The organism is Haloferula sp. A504 (assembly GCF_044385805.1).
Classification (GTDB): Bacteria; Verrucomicrobiota; Verrucomicrobiia; order Verrucomicrobiales; family Akkermansiaceae; genus Haloferula.
On sequence record NZ_JBISBU010000006.1, the window covers coordinates 94,478 to 110,199 of the forward strand.

General features: G+C 64.0%; 11 protein-coding genes and 1 pseudogene. 4 read left to right on the plus strand and 8 right to left on the minus strand.

From position 1 onward, the window contains the following. Positions 1–20 precede the first annotated feature (20 nt). The 3 genes from ACG2LG_RS04905 to ACG2LG_RS04915 all read right to left on the minus strand — a co-directional run bounded on the left by ACG2LG_RS04905 (position 21) and on the right by ACG2LG_RS04915 (position 2,458). Positions 21–374, minus strand: coding sequence for a hypothetical protein (locus ACG2LG_RS04905; RefSeq protein ID WP_396256859.1), 354 nt, complete (start codon positions 372–374; stop codon positions 21–23). Positions 375–507: 133 nt separating this feature from the next. After that, positions 508–1,353, minus strand: coding sequence for a DUF4339 domain-containing protein (locus ACG2LG_RS04910; RefSeq protein ID WP_396256861.1), 846 nt, complete (start codon positions 1,351–1,353; stop codon positions 508–510). 52 nt (positions 1,354–1,405) lie between these two features. Then, positions 1,406–2,458: a DUF4339 domain-containing protein gene (locus tag ACG2LG_RS04915; protein WP_396256862.1), complete on the minus strand. Its 1,053-nt coding sequence runs from the start codon at positions 2,456–2,458 to the stop codon at positions 1,406–1,408. A 452-nt stretch (positions 2,459–2,910) separates the two neighbouring features. On the opposite strand from ACG2LG_RS04915, the gene ACG2LG_RS04920 reads away from it, so the two are divergent. Beyond that, positions 2,911–6,195, plus strand: coding sequence for a hypothetical protein (locus ACG2LG_RS04920; protein WP_396256864.1), 3,285 nt, complete (start codon positions 2,911–2,913; stop codon positions 6,193–6,195). Positions 6,196–6,412: 217 nt separating this feature from the next. Here the strand turns inward: ACG2LG_RS04920 and lpdA are convergent, their stop codons facing one another. Next, positions 6,413–7,795, minus strand: a complete 1,383-nt coding sequence (gene lpdA / locus ACG2LG_RS04925) for a dihydrolipoyl dehydrogenase (protein WP_396256866.1) — start codon at positions 7,793–7,795, stop codon at positions 6,413–6,415. 457 nt (positions 7,796–8,252) lie between these two features. Here lpdA and ACG2LG_RS04930 point away from each other — a divergent pair, with 457 nt between their 5' ends. Both ACG2LG_RS04930 and mscL read left to right on the plus strand, forming a co-directional pair. Then, complete coding sequence (locus tag ACG2LG_RS04930) at positions 8,253–9,563, plus strand: hypothetical protein (protein ID WP_396256868.1); 1,311 nt, start codon at positions 8,253–8,255, stop codon at positions 9,561–9,563. 78 nt (positions 9,564–9,641) lie between these two features. Continuing rightward, positions 9,642–10,073 carry a large-conductance mechanosensitive channel protein MscL gene (mscL, locus tag ACG2LG_RS04935; RefSeq protein WP_396256870.1) on the plus strand — a complete coding sequence of 144 codons (432 nt, stop codon included), beginning with the start codon at positions 9,642–9,644 and terminating at the stop codon, positions 10,071–10,073. Positions 10,074–10,798: 725 nt separating this feature from the next. Here the strand turns inward: mscL and ACG2LG_RS04940 are convergent. The 3 genes and pseudogenes from ACG2LG_RS04940 to ACG2LG_RS04950 all read right to left on the minus strand — a co-directional run. Continuing rightward, positions 10,799–10,909: pseudogene (locus tag ACG2LG_RS04940) on the minus strand (UPF0758 domain-containing protein); the annotation flags it as partial. Position 10,910: 1 nt separating this feature from the next. Beyond that, complete coding sequence (locus tag ACG2LG_RS04945; protein ID WP_396256872.1) at positions 10,911–11,933, minus strand: nucleotidyl transferase AbiEii/AbiGii toxin family protein; 1,023 nt, start codon at positions 11,931–11,933, stop codon at positions 10,911–10,913. After that, positions 11,930–12,559 carry a DUF6088 family protein gene (locus tag ACG2LG_RS04950; RefSeq protein WP_396256873.1) on the minus strand — a complete coding sequence of 210 codons (630 nt, stop codon included), beginning with the start codon at positions 12,557–12,559 and terminating at the stop codon, positions 11,930–11,932. The genes ACG2LG_RS04945 and ACG2LG_RS04950 overlap by 4 nt, the downstream gene beginning before the upstream one ends. Positions 12,560–12,869: 310 nt before the next feature. On the opposite strand from ACG2LG_RS04950, the gene ACG2LG_RS04955 reads away from it, so the two are divergent. Next, the gene (locus ACG2LG_RS04955) at positions 12,870–15,185 is read left to right on the plus strand and encodes a glycosyl hydrolase family 95 catalytic domain-containing protein (protein WP_396256875.1); all 2,316 of its coding nucleotides are present in this window, start codon (positions 12,870–12,872) and stop codon (positions 15,183–15,185) included. A 72-nt stretch (positions 15,186–15,257) separates the two neighbouring features. Here the strand turns inward: ACG2LG_RS04955 and ACG2LG_RS04960 are convergent, their stop codons facing one another. Next, the gene (locus ACG2LG_RS04960) at positions 15,258–15,710 is read right to left on the minus strand and encodes a plastocyanin/azurin family copper-binding protein (RefSeq protein ID WP_396256877.1); all 453 of its coding nucleotides are present in this window, start codon (positions 15,708–15,710) and stop codon (positions 15,258–15,260) included. Positions 15,711–15,722 lie beyond the last annotated feature (12 nt).

Here is a 15,722-nt window from a genome sequence, read left to right on the forward strand (position 1 = left end):
GTCGAGTCGGATCCGGTGGATCAGCGGCACTTGCGTGCGGAGCCTCCGCCGACGATCACCGGGCCGATGCGGAAGCCGGTCGAGCGGTGGCTCCGGACACTGCGGCCGTAGTGCGTGCGGGGCGCATAGCTGTGGCCGTAGGCGTGGTGCGAGCGGCAGCGGTGGTTCACCGACAGCGTCCGGGTGCGGTAGATCGGACGGCCGGTGCAGCGGTCGTAGTAGGCGACGTAGCGCTGGACGTAGACCGGGCAACCGCAGCTGGTGTAGTGGCTGACGTAGGTGTGGCTGCTGTTGCAACCGGGGCGGGCTTCGGCATCGGGAGCGGCGATGAAGCCGGCGCCGATCACGGTGAGGAGTGCAAACAAGTTCTTCATGGCATGTGTGTTTCGGATTCGTCCCTTCGACCGCGGTGCCGTGAAATTTATTCAGACAACTTTCGGGGATCGGCAAAAAAGAACCCGCACCGGCCGGGCCGATGCGGGTGTTGAACGAGTCGGGGACGTGGTCTCAGCGAACGGCGGCGTAGTTGACCGCCCGTGCGATCGACCGCTGCACAAGCAGGTAAACGATGATCATCGGAATCAGGCCGAACACGCTGAGAATGCCGCACGCAAGAGCGGTGATGGGATAGGCGAGGAACATGCCCTCGCTCATCTGCGGTGCCTGGGGGTGGTTGGGGTTGTTGGCCACGAGGCGGTTCCACTCCTGAGCCCATCGCCAATAAGCGACAAAATACCAGTAAAGGTTGTAGAAGGGAATGAAGAGGAAACCAACTGCCTTTCCCGGGGTGCTGTAATGCGTATGTGGCTGAAGCAAAACCCACCCGCGATACAGATGAACCAAACCGATGATCCAGCCGGTCATCCATGGGATCAGAGACAGGTAGATGAGTATCATCGGAGTGGTCATGGCTTCCTCTGGAGCCGCATTCCCTGCGGAGGTCATCTGAAAAATCACGGCGAACAGCCATCCGTAGCTGGCGAGCATGCCGATGACGCCGACCAAGGTGAAAACGGCGACAAGAGTGAAGTTCGCCGCTTTGACTTTCGGAAGTTCTTCAATGCCTGATCCCGATCCGGCAGGTGGATGGACTGCCGCTGGCGCTGCATAGGGATTCACCTCGCCGGCCGCGGGCGCTGGAATGGCGGTGCCGGTCGGGGCCACGGCGGCGGCGGGCTGGAATGCCGATCCGAGTTCGTCGATCATGTTGGCGGGCTTCCAGTCCTCCATGCCCTCCCGCCAGACCAGGTCGGCGGCGGGATCGAAGTCGCCGTTCGAGGCGAGACGCTGAAGCTCGGAGACGGGGACCGGGCCCTTCTGTTCGCCGCCGTGGGCGTAGTACCATTCACTCATCGCCTCTGCATCCTAGCGGTTGGCGAAATGGGATCGCAAGCACCGTGGACAATTAGTTGGCCGGGCGGACCACGCCCGATCCGTATTGCATCCAGCGGTAGGCCACCACGCCCGCGAGCCAGACGATGGGGTAGGCGAAGACCACGCCCACGCAGAGCGCGAGGACGCCGGCAATGACGATGAGAAAGCTGAGTATCGCCAGGCCGAGGAGGGGCCACTTCTGTCCCTCGGTGATGCGTGAGCTGTAGGCGAGCGACTCCATCACGCCCATGTCGCGGTCGACGATCGCCGACTGGTACTGGCCATAGCGGAGGGCGATGTAGATGCCCGGGACGATCAGCAGGACCAATCCCACCGCGACCGCCAATCCGTAGAGCAGCCCGGCGAGGAAGGCGCGAACCAGCTTGCCGGCTTCTCCGAACAGCATGCCGATGGTGAACTCCCGGCCATCGACGATGTTCAGTCCGATGCGGGTCATTCCCAGGGCGAGGAACACGGAAACGAGTTGGTTGATCAGGTTCACCACGATCGAAACCAGGACCTGGGCCGGGGTGATTTCCTGGTTCTGCGGTTGGAACTCGCCGGTCTGGGGATCGATCTCGAACCCGGGCTGGATGCCGCCTCCGAGGAGTCCCTCGATCACCCCGAAGACCGAGCCCGCCGTCCACGAGATGGCTCCGAAGATGACCACGACGGCAATGACCATGCCGAGATTCGCCTTCATCAACTCGAAGCCCCGCGAAATGCAGGCACCCACCTGGAGCGGGTCGCTGCCCGGAGGGATTTCCTGGCGGTCGTCCCCGGCCATTCCGGACGAGGCCATGACGGTTTCCGGTGCGGCCGGTGCGGCGTAGGGATTGAAGTCGCCGGAGGCCGGCGTCGCGGGTTCCGCAGTGGTCGGAGCGGTGGGAAGCTCCTCGGTGGCGGGCTGGAACAGGGATCCAAGTTCCTCGACCGCACCGGCCGGCTTCCAGTCGGGCATGCCGTCCCGCCAGACCAGGTCGGCGGCGGGATCGAATTCTCCGGTGCCGGCCAGACGCTGGAGCTCGGAAACGGGAACCGGACCCTTCTGTTCGCCGCCGTGGGCGTAGTACCACTCGCTCATCAGGGCGGCACGCTAACAGACCAGTGGGGTGCCCGGCAAGGCCGGGGGTGGGTGGGGGTGTCACTGAAAGTGGTGGGCAGAGCGGTTGGGGTGACCGCGAAGCAGTGGGCCACGGCCGGACTTTTCAGGCTCGGTGTTCCTCCCTTGCTCCCTTGCTCCCTGGCTTCACTCCGCCCCGGATGGGGAGCCGCCGGGAAATCTAGACTGCGGCGATTCATCGCCGCTTTGATGGAAGCGATTCATCGCCGATGGCCCGGCTCGCATTGAAATGCTTCGCCAAAGCGGCGATGAATCGCCGCAGTCTAGAGAGTGATGCCGGGCGGCCGGCAAGTCCCGGCCATGCCCACCACTTTCAGGTACACCCGGTGGGTGGTGCTTTGCGGCCGGACGGGATGGAGGAAGTCGTCGGTGGAAAAGCTTCTCTTTGGCTTTTGCGGGCCCAGAGTGAATTCATGAAGAGTCTCCCTGTGCTTGCGGTGGTTTGGATCGCGATGGTGTTTGGCGTCCCTGCCGCCCCGGCCGAATACCGGTCGATCGCGGTTTCGGAGATCGGCTTCGAGGAGGCGGAGAATGCCCTCGAGACCGCACTAAAGCACCCCGTCTCGCCGTGGGGCGGTGCCTGGCCCGACGTGCGGGTGAACGGCGAGGCCTACTTTCTGCTGGAGTTCGATGAGGAGGATCGGCAGCCCATCCCGCAGGGGGAGGGCCGGGTATTCTTCAAGGTGCCCGAGGACGGCCGTCTTTCGGGCGTGATCGATCTGGGCCCGGGGGGAGACGGGGCGACCGTGGCGTCGTTTGCCTTCCAGCTCGCTGCCGATGCGGGGGAGTCCTGCGACGAGGAGCAGTTCCTCAAGGCCCGGCGGGCCTGGGCTTCGAGGCGGATGCAGGCGGGCGGGCCGGGCAAGGCCTGGTTCCGGCACCTGGCGGGGAAGAGGCAGGAAGATGATGCCGTTCCGCGGGTCGGCGAGCGCTTGGACGATTCCTTCCAGGTCTTCAGCGGGGGACGGGCGATTTCCGAAAACCTGGCGCTCGACCGGGACCTGATCCTGGCGACCTCGGAGGACGCGGAGGCCAAGCCCGTGCCGGTCGCCGACATCGTGGGGATCACCGTCGCGGAGATCGATTGGGCGGAACGTCTGCCGGAGGGGGAGATTGCGGTGGACCCGCTGGCCCGGTTCATCCCTCACGACCAGCACGCGATGTTTTCGCCGTCGCTTCCGACGCTGCTCGGGCTGCTCGACCGCCTGGAACGCGAGCCGGTGTCGGCCTTCAGCCGCCTCGATGCCCGCAACCCCTACGCCGAGCTCATCGGCCGCTATCGCCGCCAGCTCGGCCTGGACCTGCCGGATGTGACGACGCGTCTGCTGCCGGTGAAATCCGTGGCCCTCACGGGAGGCGATGCGTTTTTCCCGACCGGCACCGATGTCGCGCTGCTTTTCGAGACCGGGAAGCCGGACCTCCTGTTCGACATGCTGGCCAAGTCGATCGGTCTGCGGGTGGGAATCGATGGGGTGGAGGCGGAAGGCGGGGACTCGACGGTGCTGTCCTTCGTGAGCCCCGACCGATCCGTTTCAAGTCACCTGGTGAAGGTGAAGGGACTGGTGGCCGTGACCAACTCTCCGGTCCAGGTCGGGCGACTCACCGAGGTTGCGCTCGGGAAGGCCGAAGCCCTTGGTGGCACGGACGAGTTCCGTTTCTTCCGGGCCCGCTACCCACTTGACGACCCGGGATCGGCCTTTGTGTTCCTGTCGGATGCGACCATCCGGCGCTGGGCGGGACCGGAGTTGCGCATCGGCGTCTCGCGGCGCAACCGGGCGCTGGCCGCGCTCGATGAACTGACTTCGCGCGGAATCTCCGGTGAGGGTGGCGACGAGGACTATGCGGAGCTTCTCGGCAAGGTGGAGATCGTCGATGGCATGGCGCGCAGCGGACGTTTCGGCGACGCCGGGTTTCTGACCCCGGTCTCCGAACTGGCGATCACCGAGGCCAGCGCGGCGGAAAGGGATGCCTATGTCCGCTGGCGGACCGGCTACGAACAGGGCTGGTCGCAGGTTTTCGATCCGATTGCCCTCCGGCTCTCGATCGATGAGGACGGCTACGACGCCGACCTCACGGTCCTGCCGCTCACGGTGGGCAGCGACTACCGGGAGATGATGGCTTTTGCCGGGGACTCGGAGTTGTCCGAGAAGGCCCGCACCCGCCCGGCCACTTCGATGTTGCATCTGGCGCTGGCGGTGGATGCCGACGGGCCGATGTTCGAGGACTTCAACCAACAGCTGACACCCATGCTCCCCGGCTTGAAGATCAAGCCGCTCTCGTGGGTCGGCGACGCGATTTCGATCGACCTTCACCAGAGCCTGTTGTGGGAGCATTCGGGAGACCTCGAATCGATGGCCTTCGAGTTGTGGAACAAGATTCCCGTCTCGATGAGGATTGAGTCGAGAAGCGCGATCAAGCTCGGGCTCTTCCTCACCGCGATGCGGGGCATGGTCGAGACCTCTGCGCCGGACACGATGAAATGGGAGACGCACAAGCACGGCGACCGCTCCTACATCGTGATCCGCTCCGTGGCGGACATGGGTGAGGACTTCCGGATCTGCTACGCCATCATGCCCAAGGCCCTGATCCTCGCACTTGACGAACGGATCCTCAGGAATGCGATGGATCTTGGGCTGGCCGAGGCGGTCGATGCCGAGGCGGTGAATTCCGGCAGGAGCCTGTCGCTCGATGCCAGCCCGGGCTTCCTTGTGAACGGTCCCATCGGTCTGCTCCTTGCCGACACCGATTCGCTCCGGCAACGCGAGAGCTGGGCGGCCCTTTCGATTCTCAACGAGTGGCATCGCATCGCTCCGGATGAGCAGGCTCTCCAGTTCCATGAGAACCATTTTGGTTCCCGGATCGCGTGCCCGGGCGGGAAGGGCTTCCACTGGAACGAGGAGGCGCGCACCTTCGAGTCGGCCGCCTACGGGCATCCGGCGGCACCCCGCATGGAGGGCGAACCGGTCGACTTCTTCGAGCGCTTCGAGCGACTCCGGACCGCGCTCGATTTCGAGGACGACGGGCTGCGCGCGCGGCTGCACGCGGGTCAGGACCAGCGGGAGGAAACTTCGGCAGCGGAGCGCGAGGGTGGGCGCAAGCTGGCGGACATCCGTGAACTGGTGCCGCTCAAGCCCGGCCGGGTGCTTCACTACGAGGGAGCGAATGCCATGGGCAAGCACACCTGGAGCTGGGAAGTGAAGACGATGGAGAAGACCGAGGACGGAACCCGCATCGTGACCGAGGAACCCTACGCCGACCCCGACGGCGAGGGCGTCTATCGCGGCACCTCCCTGATCGGCGACGGCGAACAACTCCTGTCGTGGACCGAAGGCGAGCACAGCGGCGAGTATCCGGAGCCCGAGCGAATCCTGCCGAAGGAGTTCCGCGAGGGTGCGGTGCATCGCAGCCGGTCGTCGTGGACGAGTCGATATGTCGAGGAAGGCGAGACGGAGCTCGACCGCGGTAAAACGGAGATCGAGATCCGGGTCCTCGGGCTCGAAGACGTCGAGGTCCCGGCCGGCACCTTCAAGGACTGCGTGGTGGTGGAGCGCCGGACCGAGCAACTCTCCGAGGAGTGGTTCGACGTCTCCAGCGAGCGCCAGTGGTACCACCCGGGCACCGGCCTTGTTCAGTCCGAGGACCTCACCGGCTTCGCACCGGTCATGAAGCTGGTGAGAATCGAGGAAGGCGGCGACTAGGCGGAATGGCGCTTCCTTTGGCGTGTTCTCGGGATTCGATGTGGCTCAGGGCAAGGCGGTCGAAGGTCTGAAGGTCCAAGGTCAAAAGTCCTCTGGTTCAGGCGTTTGCTCAAGCAAAGGCTCGGCAGGCTCTCTGCATGCAGAAAAAAACGCCCGGCGGCGTGAGCCGGCGGGCGTTTGAGAGGGGTCGGCGGCTGGAAGCCGCTTTTCTCCATACTCAGAAGTGGATGGCGTGGCCTTCGGCGGCCAGGGTGGCCTCGTGGATGACCTCGCTCATCGTCGGGTGGGCGTGGATGGTCGCGTGGATCTCCTCGCCGGTCAGTTCCTGGTCGAGGGCGAGGCCCATCTCCGCAATCAGTTCGGTGGCGTTGTCGCCGATGATGTGGGCGCCGAGCAGCTCGCCGTGCTTCTTGCCGTAGAGCAGCTTGGCGAAGCCGTCCGGCTCGCCGGCGGCGATGGCCTTGCCGATCGCCATGAAGGGGATCTTGCCGACGGTGTACTCGACACCCTCTTCCTTGAGCGCGCGCTCGGTCTTGCCGACCGAGGCGACCTGCGGGTGGCAGTAGGTGCAGCCGGGGAAGTTGGTCACCTTGCGCGGCGTGTGGCCGTCGACGTAGAGGCCCTCGACGCACTGGATCGCCTCGAAGGACGCGGTGTGCGCCAGCCACGGGGGGCCGGTGATGTCGCCGATCGCGTAAACGCCGTCGATCGAGGTCTCGTAGCGGTCGCCGACCTCGATGTAGCCGCGCTCGGAGAGCTTCATTTCCTGGCCGCCAGGCAGCACCGGCTGGACGCCGATGGCGACGAGGCAGACGTCGGCGGAAATGGTGCCGTTCTCCTTGGCGCCCTCGACCGTGACCTCGACGCGGTCGCCGTGGTCCTTGGTGGCGGTGACCTTGTGGCCCGTGAGGCAGCGGATGCCCTGCTTGGTGAAGGATTTCTCGAGCGCGTCGCCGATCTCGTCGTCCTCGACCGGGACGAGGCGGTCGAGCATTTCAACGACGGTCACCTTGGTGCCGAAGGCATTGTAGATGTAGGCGAACTCGACGCCGATCGCGCCGGCACCGATGATGATCATCTCCTTCGGCTGCTTCTCGACGACCATGGCTTCCTTCGAGCCGATCACCGAGGTGCCGTTGAAGGGCAGGCCGGGAAGGTCGCGCGACTTGCAGCCGGTGGCGACGATGATGTGCTTGGCTTCCGCGGAGGACTTCGAGCCGTCCTTCGCGGTGACCTCGACCTTGCCCGGTCCGGTGATGGCCCCGTGACCGCGGACGTATTCGACGCCGTTCTTCTTGAACAGGAACTCGATGCCGCCGGCGAGGCGGTCGGAGACCTTGCGCGAGCGGCCGATCACCGAGGACCAGTCGTAGCTCAGGTTGTCGAAGGAGAATCCGAATTCCTTGGCGCGGTGGGAGAGCGTGTGGAACAGCTCGGCGTTCTTGAGGAGCGCCTTGGTCGGGATGCAGCCCCAGTTCAGGCAGGTGCCGCCGGCGCGGTCCGCCTCGACGCAGGCGACTTTCTTTCCGAGCTGGGAGGCGCGGATGGCGGCGACGTAGCCGGCGGGTCCGCCGCCGATGACAATGAGATCGTAGGCCATGGGATGCAGTGGTTTCGCGGTTCGCGCGGAGGGTGGTCGTGAGACGGGAGGATGTCAAAGGGGAAGGTCCGGAGGAGTGCCACTGGAATTGGCGGGCATTTTTCACCGGGTGAGGAGATCCGCGGAAGAATTTCGAATACAAAATTGCCGAATGCCGAATGGAGTGCTTTGAGAGGAAGATGATCGACAGCCGCATCCAGGCGTCATCGCCGGGCGAGCCTTCGGCTTGCAGCGCACCAGCAAGCCTCGACGCCCGACAAGGACCGGCCCATTTCCCTTCGACACGACATTCGACATTCGGGATTTCCTCATTCGTCATTCCTCCAAACCGGTTTGCCGACTACTTTCAGTCGCACCCGGGCCGGGGAGCGGCCATGTTCCAAAAATGTGCCGGGTATGTAGCTGGAGGATCGGACCGCTTTTGGTATGCCCTTCTTTGACCAACTCCCCACATACCATGATGAGATCCCTTGCCCGCCCCCTGTTCCTGGTTCCTGCCGCAGCCGCGCTCGCCCTGACCAGCTGCCTCGAAACCGACGAAAAGATCGTCCTGAACCCCGACGGCTCCGGCAAGGCGCTGGTCAAGATCCGGGTCGCCGGGGGTCCCGACCTCGGAATCGGCTTCGGAGAAGAGGCCGAAAAACCGGACCCCGGGAAAATGGCCCGTGATACCGCCGTGGGGCTGCTGGGTGGAGCCCAGGGGGTCGAGGCCTGGTCGGACGTCAGGTATCGTGTCGACGACGAGGGCATGACGGAATTCACCGGCGTTGCCTATTTCCCGGACATCACGAAGTTCTCGGTCGGCTCGATGGACAGCGGCGGCATGTCCTCGGACATGGGCAACACCCGCTGGCGGATGGAGGAGGCCGGGGGCGTGATCACGCTGAGCTTCATGCCCATGGCCGGGGATGAGGACGAGACCGGGGCGGCGGATCCCCCCGAGGACATCGAGGCGGAAATCAAGAAGCAGCGGATGGAATTCCGCCAGGCCAAGCCGATGATGGCGGGGATCATGGAGGGGATGAAGAGCAGGATTGCGATCAAGGTGGCCGGCGAGATCGAGGAGACGGAGATCTTCGAGAAGAAGGGCTCCAACGCCGCGACGGTCACCTACACGGGCCGGCAGATGTTGGACGGGATGGAGAAGGTGCTGATGGATGACGAGGTGATGAAGAAGCTCGCGGCCGAGGGGAGCATGGACAGCAAGTCGGGCGACATGCCCCCGGAAGTCATGGAGTCGGCCTTCGGAGGCGAGGACTTCAGGATTGTCTTCAAGGCAGGTGAGCCGATCTTCGATTATCAGGCCGAGGTGGCGGAGGCGAAGGCCGGGCAGTCCGATGAGTTGAAGGAACTGATAGAGGCGTCGAAGCAGGAGGCTGAGGGGGGCGAAATCGATATGGGTGGATCGTTCAGTTTCGACAGCGATGACGACGAGCCGGCGGGTGATCCGGATCCGGGCTTCGAGGCCGCCGCGCGGAAGCACCTCGGCTCACTGGCCCCGTCGTTCACGGCGAAGAACGGCAACGAGATCAAGGCCGTCGTCGATTCCATCGGCAAGATGGAGAACGATGGCAAGGAAGGCTCGGCCGAGATCGAGGTGTCTTTCTCCCACGGCGACAAGACGGAGAAACTGACGGTGACGGCATTCTTCTCGAAGGACGGGGATGATTGGGAGGCCAGCGGCTTCAGTGCGGGGGGGCTTCCCGATTTTCTGGGTGAGGGACTCGATCCGGTCCATGCCGTGAGTGCCTGGGTCAAGAAGGAGTGAGCCGGCCATCGACCTGTGTTCTTGCCAGGCATTCCCGAAGTCGCTTGATTCAACCTCCTAACAAGCAACCTCAGGAACATGATCAAGGAATTCAAGGAGTTCGCCTTCAAGGGCAACGTGATGGACATGGCGGTCGGCATCATCATCGGTGGTGCCTTCGGCACCGTGGTGAAGTCGCTCGTCGACAACGTGCTGATGCCGCCGCTGGGCAAGCTGATTGCCGGGGTTGACTTCACCAAGCTCAAGTGGGTGCTCGAGCCCGGTGTGGCCGAGGTCAAGGACGGCGACGCCATCGTGACGGCGGCGAAGCCCGAAGTGGCGATCGCTTACGGCCAGTTCATCACCGACTCGATCGCCTTCCTGTTGCTGGCCTTCGCCGTCTTCCTGGTGGTGAAGAAGCTGATGGTGGCGATGCAGAAGAAGGAGGAGGAAGAGGCCGCGCCCGCGGAGCCGCCGGCCGAGGAGAAGCTCCTCACCGAGATCCGCGATCTGCTGAAAGAGAAAGCCTGATCCGCCTGCCTGTGGCCTGACCGTCCCGGTCATGAAATGAAGGGCGGTCCATGTCTTGGAAACAGCCCGATGGACCGGGCGGCCCGGGCCTGAGCGTTCATGTCCGTGACGGTCAGGCGACGGGCGGGCGTCGCTCACTTCTTCTCCATCGGGTGCGCCTCCGAGCTGTGCGAGGAAACTGGATAAGGACCGAGAGACGTCAGAATCAGCTTTTGTCATCTTTTTCAAAAATGTGACAAAACAGGATTGGTGTTCCATTTTTTCGCTGAAGCGTGGCTCCCGAGTAAGCCCTGTCGGTTTTTCGCGATGGCGAACGCTCCCAAGGCAGCCGTGTATCCAAAGCCGGAAGAAAGTCGTAGCCCTGAATGGAGTCACAGCCACCCTACGGGCCTGCCTTCGGGAAGGCTCTTATCATACCATGCCTCCAGTTCTTCGTTGAGCCTGTCGCGAAGTTCCATCGCGCTTTCGTAGGCGACGTAGCGATGAGGAGCCAATTCGAAGTGGACCCTGTTGCCGGGTGAGGATTCCCCGTCACAAGGCGCGACATCCTTCTTTTTTATGCTTGTGGAAGGTGAGGATGAACGGGACGCCCCGGAACTTGGCGTAGCCGACCTCGCAATAGACGTTGGGCTTCTCGTCGGTCAGGTCCGCGATTATCAGGTGGCTTTCGTCGATCTCGTTGAAGATCCACGACGGGATGTCTTAGCTGGGGCCCTTGTGCTTGTCAGCACAACTGCCAAGAGTTCGGCGGGGCTGAGGCTTTCCGCACCGTGCGCGAAGAGCTTTTCGCGGGGTCGTTCATCAGCGGGCCAGCTCTTGATGCGGTCGGATTGCATGCTAGGTCGCGTTGATGGTGTCTTCCGCCTCGCGCAGCGTCGCGAGCACCGTATCGAACTCTGGTGGCGGGGAAAGGAACATCGGTTCCATGACGGCATAGTCGCGGCGGAGTTCGGGGATCCGCGCGTCCGGCGGGACGAGGCGCAGCGTGCCGGGAACGGCGGTTTCGTAACGAGCCCAGCTTGAGGCGAAGAAGCGGCTCTTGTGGAGGCGAACCCGCTCCAGCAGATCGACTCGTGCGGCGGCGGCACGGCCGCCGGGGTGTTGCCAGAGTGCGGCGAAGTCGGAGTAGTGGCGCGCGAACCGGTCCCGGATCGGCTGGTCGGTTGGCCGGTGGTATTCGGCGTGCAGGATGGTGGCCTTTTCCCAGAACGTCCGTTCGATTTCCAGAGCGCACACTTCGGCGTGGAAGTCGTCGAACGCATCGGGCGCGAGTCTGGCGATCAACGGTGTGATCGTGTGGGTGCCGGTGGGCCGCTGGTCGGTCAATGACCCGAACTCCATTTTGACGAGCGGCGGAATGTACGAACCGGGCGCGACCGCACGCGGGTAGGGAAAGAGGATGACCGGCGAGCGGGACGCGGCGTCCTGCTCGAAGCTCAACCAGTGGCCCGTTTCAGGCCGGGGGCCGAGGGCGGCGGTCACCACGGTTTCGAGAGCGGGCATGAACCGCGTCTCGACCGCGGAAGAGCAATCCGCCTGGAGCTGCGCATTGCGCTTCCGGCGCTGGGAATGGGAGGGCGCATTGTCGAGATCGGCTTCCTCCCACCCGAGCGAGGCGGGGGTGAGTGCAAGATCGATGTCCTCCGAGAATCGATGGATAGCACCAAAGACCTTGGAGAGAGACGTGCCGCCCTTGAAGACACACTGCGCCCCGAGTTCGGGGGTGGCAAAGATGTGGCGGAGCAGCCAACAGACCCAGAAGTCCTTTTCCGCAATGAACTCCGGCACACCCGCACGCTCGGCGTGGTTGCGCCAGTAGAGGGCGCGTTCTGCGGCGGGAAGCGTGGCGAAGGATTTCACGGGGCGTCGTCCTCCCTGGCGATGGCCTTGAAATGGGGGTGCATCCAGGCCGGTGCGAGCGGGAGATCCTCAAGCAGGCGGCGACGATCCTCGGGAGACAGCAGCTTGCGCAGGTGCGCCACCCGTGCCGGAGTGATGTGGTCCTTGCCGATGTAGCGGAGTGCCGCAATGACCAGGCCCGTCGTCCGGCCTGCGGCTGCCATCATGCGGGGTGAGGCCCGCCTCAATTCGATCGTCCGATTTCCGTAGCGAATCATTCGGGCCTTGCCGTCGGTAAGGAAGACCACGCGGGCCGGAACCTGGTCCGAGAGGCGCAGCAGGTTGGCGGCATAGCCGCCGAAGGGCTGAAGTTTCACATGATCCCGGTCGGCAAGCGCCTTTGCCACAGCCTCCACAGGCGGCAGGATTTCGCCGAGAACGGTATGGGTCCTCGGCTGATAATAGAGTCCTCGCGCCAGCCGTTTTAGAAATCCTGACTCCACCAAGCGCGACAATGCCTTGTCGATGGCGGCACGGCTCGCAAGTTCAAGGAATTGCCCCGCGTGGAACACGGTATCCGGGCTGGATTTCGTGACTTCCCGTCGAATCCGATCAGCCGTGCTGTGATGGGTCAGTGGCCTGGCCATTACGTCAGATAAAATGACTCTTTTTCTGACGTAATCAACCCCAGACTGTAGTGAATCTGGAGGCAGGCAGGGAGCCTCGTATTGCGGGTGATGGCGCGAAGTTAGCCTGCATTTCTCACGCGTGAGAAATGCATTTCGACCGGGTCGGGACCGATACGGCGACGGCACTCTCCGGCGGAAAAGACAGCTGGTTCCATCGCCTATCGGGGCTAACCCCGACTCCGTCGGCCCTCGCGCTCTCGGGTGCGGATTCCTCACGGGGCGTGAGAAATCCGGGATAGACTGGGCCGTCCGGTCCGTAAGCGGATCCATGCGAAGATCGCTTTTCCCGATGCTGCTCGGCATGTTTTCCGCCGCTGCGGCCGAGTCCGGTGCGGACCGGGTTCTTTGGTATGACGAACCGGCCGCGAGTTGGCAGCAGCAGGCACTGCCTTTGGGCAACGGCAGCCTGGGCTGCATGGTGTTCGGTGGCGTTCCCGAGGAGCGCATCCAGTTCAACGAGGACTCGCTGTGGATCGGCGGCGAGACGAACACGGGAGCCTACCAGGCTTTCGGAGACGTCTTCATTGCCTTCGATCACGAGGAGCTTTCCGACTACCGGCGGCAGCTCGACATCAGTCGGGCAATCCATCGCGTCCACTACACCAGCAAGGGAGTCCGCTACACCCGGGATGGTTTCGTCAGCGCACCCGCCGGCGTCATGATCTTTCGCTTCACCGCGGATGCGCCCGGTGCTCATTCCGGGCATATCCGGCTGACCGACGCGCACGACGCAACGATCGTGGCCGAAGGGAACGTGCTCTCGGCGGCCGGCGACACCATCCGCCATCAGTTCTATCCGAAACCCGGCAGGACGTGGGAGGATCCGGTCGTGCTGAAGTATGCCTCCCGGGTGCTCGTGCGGCATGAAGGCGGGGCCATCGAGGCGGCCGACGGGGCGATCCGTTTCAAGGGCTGCGACAGTCTAACGGTTTTCGTCGGGGCGGCGACCGATTACGTCCCGCACCGGGACCGGGGCTGGACCGAGGGCGATCCGGTGGAGGAGGTGAAGCAGCGTGTCGAGTCGGCGGCCAAGCGGCCGTTCCAGGAACTGCTGACGGAGCATGTGGCCGACTACCGGGAGCTGTATGGCCGGATGACGGTCGACTGGGGCACCACGGCATCGGATCAGCTGGCGTTGCCGACCGACGAGCGGATGGCGGCCTACCGGGGTGACGGCCCCGGACCCGGGGAGAAGACGGTCTATGAGGCCGAGGCGGTGGGAGGCACGGGAAAGCCGGATCCGGATTTGGAAGAACTGATGTACCAATATGCGCGCTACCTGATGATCAGCTGCTCGCGGCCCGGCAGCCTGCCCTCCAATCTTCAGGGCTTGTGGAACGACCGCAACGATCCCGAGTGGCGCTGCGACTACCATTCCGACGTCAATCTCCAGATGAACTACTGGTTCGTCGACCAGGCGAATCTGGGCGAGTGTTTCGAGCCCTTTGCCGACTGGTTTCACGCGATCCGCGAGGTGCGGCGGGAGGAGACCTGGGAGCACTTCAAGAAGCGCGGCTTCGCCATGCGGGTGGAGAACGGGATTTTCGGAGGCGGCAGCTACCGATGGTCGATCGGCGACGCCTCCTGGCTGGCGAACAACCTCTGGGACCACTACCGGTACACGCTCGATGAGGATTACCTGAAAGCGCGGGCCTACCCGGCGCTCAAGGATCTCTTCATGTTCTGGGAGGACCACCTGGTGGAAATCCCGTCGCCGGACGGGGAGGGCACCGTGCTGGTTTCGCCGGACGGCTGGTCGCCCGAGCATGGCCCGAAAAGCGAGGACGGGGTGAGCTTCGAGCAGCAGCTTGCCTGGGACCTCTTGTCGAACTTCGCCGAGGCTTCGGAGATCCTGGGGATCGACGAAGAGGAGCGCGCCAAGGCCATCGACATGCGCGACCGTCTGCTGGGACCCCGGATCGGCAAGTGGGGCCAGCTGCAGGAGTGGATGGTGGATCGCGACGACCCGGAGAACCGTCACCGCCACCTTTCGCACCTGATCGCCGTGCATCCCGGGTGCCAGATCTCACCGCTGACGACGCCCGAGCTCGCCGAAGCGGCGCGGGTCTCGATGAATGCCCGCGGCGACGGAGCCACCGGTTGGAGCAAGGCCTGGAAGATCAACATGTGGGCGCGCCTTCACGACGGCGACCGCGCCTACAAGCTGCTCGCCGAGATGCTGCGTGGGAATGTGTACGACAACCTGCTTTGCGCCCACCCGCCGTTCCAGATCGATGGCAACTTTGGCTACGCGTCGGGCGTCGGCGAGATGCTGGTGCAGTCGCACATGGATGGGATCCACCTGCTGCCGGCGTTGCCCGGGGAGTGGTCGGACGGTCATGCGCGCGGCATCCGGGCCCGCGGCGGTTTCGAGATCGACCTGCGCTGGAAGGAGAACCGGCTGTTTCATGCCACGATCCGATCGGACCATGGGCGCGACTGCGTGCTGCGGGTGGCGGGTCCGGTTTCGGTTTTTACAGGTGGCGACGAGGTGGAGTTCCGCGAGCTTGAACCCGGGAGGATTGCCTTTCCGACAAGGGCCGGGAGCGAGTATCGAGTGCTTTTGGAGCGGCCGGAGGAGTGAATCCCGGGAGGCGACTTGCGAAAAAAGGCCGCCCGGGGATCCGGACGGCCTCTCGAGTGAGCTGAGGGTTGCTTACTTCGCGGTGACGATGAACTTGCCGTTCATCACGCCGAAGTGGCCGGGGAAGGTGCAGAGGTAGGGATACTCGCCCGCCGCCGGGGCGGTGAAGGTGACCTCGGTTTCCTCGCCGCCGCCGATCATTTCGGTGTGGGCGATGATCAGGGACTTGGATTCCTCGTCCTCGGGAATGTAGTCATTCGCAGCGGCGGGAGCGCACTTCATCGCGAACGGGGCAATCTGGGTGCCGGACTTGAGGATCACCACGTTGTGGCCCATGGCGGCCTTCGGCAGCTTCCCGATGTGCTTGAACTTGATGGTGACCTTCTGGCCTTCGACGGCCGTGATCTCCTTCTTGTCGTACTGCATCTGGTCGTTGCCGGTCATTTCGATCGTGACGGCGTCCTGGGCGGCGGCGCCGACGGCAGTGGCGGCGAGGGTGAGGAAGGTGAGGATGAATTTCTTCATGTCGCTTATTGG

What these genes read in the sequence shown, in the direction of transcription:
- ACG2LG_RS04905 (WP_396256859.1), bottom strand. Translation starts at nt 374, where the DNA reads ATGAAGAACTTGTTTGCACTCCTCACCGTGATCGGCGCCGGCTTCATC.
- ACG2LG_RS04910 (WP_396256861.1), bottom strand. Translation starts at nt 1,353, where the DNA reads ATGAGTGAATGGTACTACGCCCACGGCGGCGAACAGAAGGGCCCGGTC.
- ACG2LG_RS04915 (WP_396256862.1), bottom strand. Translation starts at nt 2,458, where the DNA reads ATGAGCGAGTGGTACTACGCCCACGGCGGCGAACAGAAGGGTCCGGTT.
- ACG2LG_RS04920 (WP_396256864.1), top strand. Translation starts at nt 2,911, where the DNA reads ATGAAGAGTCTCCCTGTGCTTGCGGTGGTTTGGATCGCGATGGTGTTT.
- lpdA (WP_396256866.1), bottom strand. Translation starts at nt 7,795, where the DNA reads ATGGCCTACGATCTCATTGTCATCGGCGGCGGACCCGCCGGCTACGTC.
- ACG2LG_RS04930 (WP_396256868.1), top strand. Translation starts at nt 8,253, where the DNA reads ATGATGAGATCCCTTGCCCGCCCCCTGTTCCTGGTTCCTGCCGCAGCC.
- mscL (WP_396256870.1), top strand. Translation starts at nt 9,642, where the DNA reads ATGATCAAGGAATTCAAGGAGTTCGCCTTCAAGGGCAACGTGATGGAC.
- ACG2LG_RS04950 (WP_396256873.1), bottom strand. Translation starts at nt 12,559, where the DNA reads ATGGCCAGGCCACTGACCCATCACAGCACGGCTGATCGGATTCGACGG.
- ACG2LG_RS04955 (WP_396256875.1), top strand. Translation starts at nt 12,870, where the DNA reads ATGCGAAGATCGCTTTTCCCGATGCTGCTCGGCATGTTTTCCGCCGCT.
- ACG2LG_RS04960 (WP_396256877.1), bottom strand. Translation starts at nt 15,710, where the DNA reads ATGAAGAAATTCATCCTCACCTTCCTCACCCTCGCCGCCACTGCCGTC.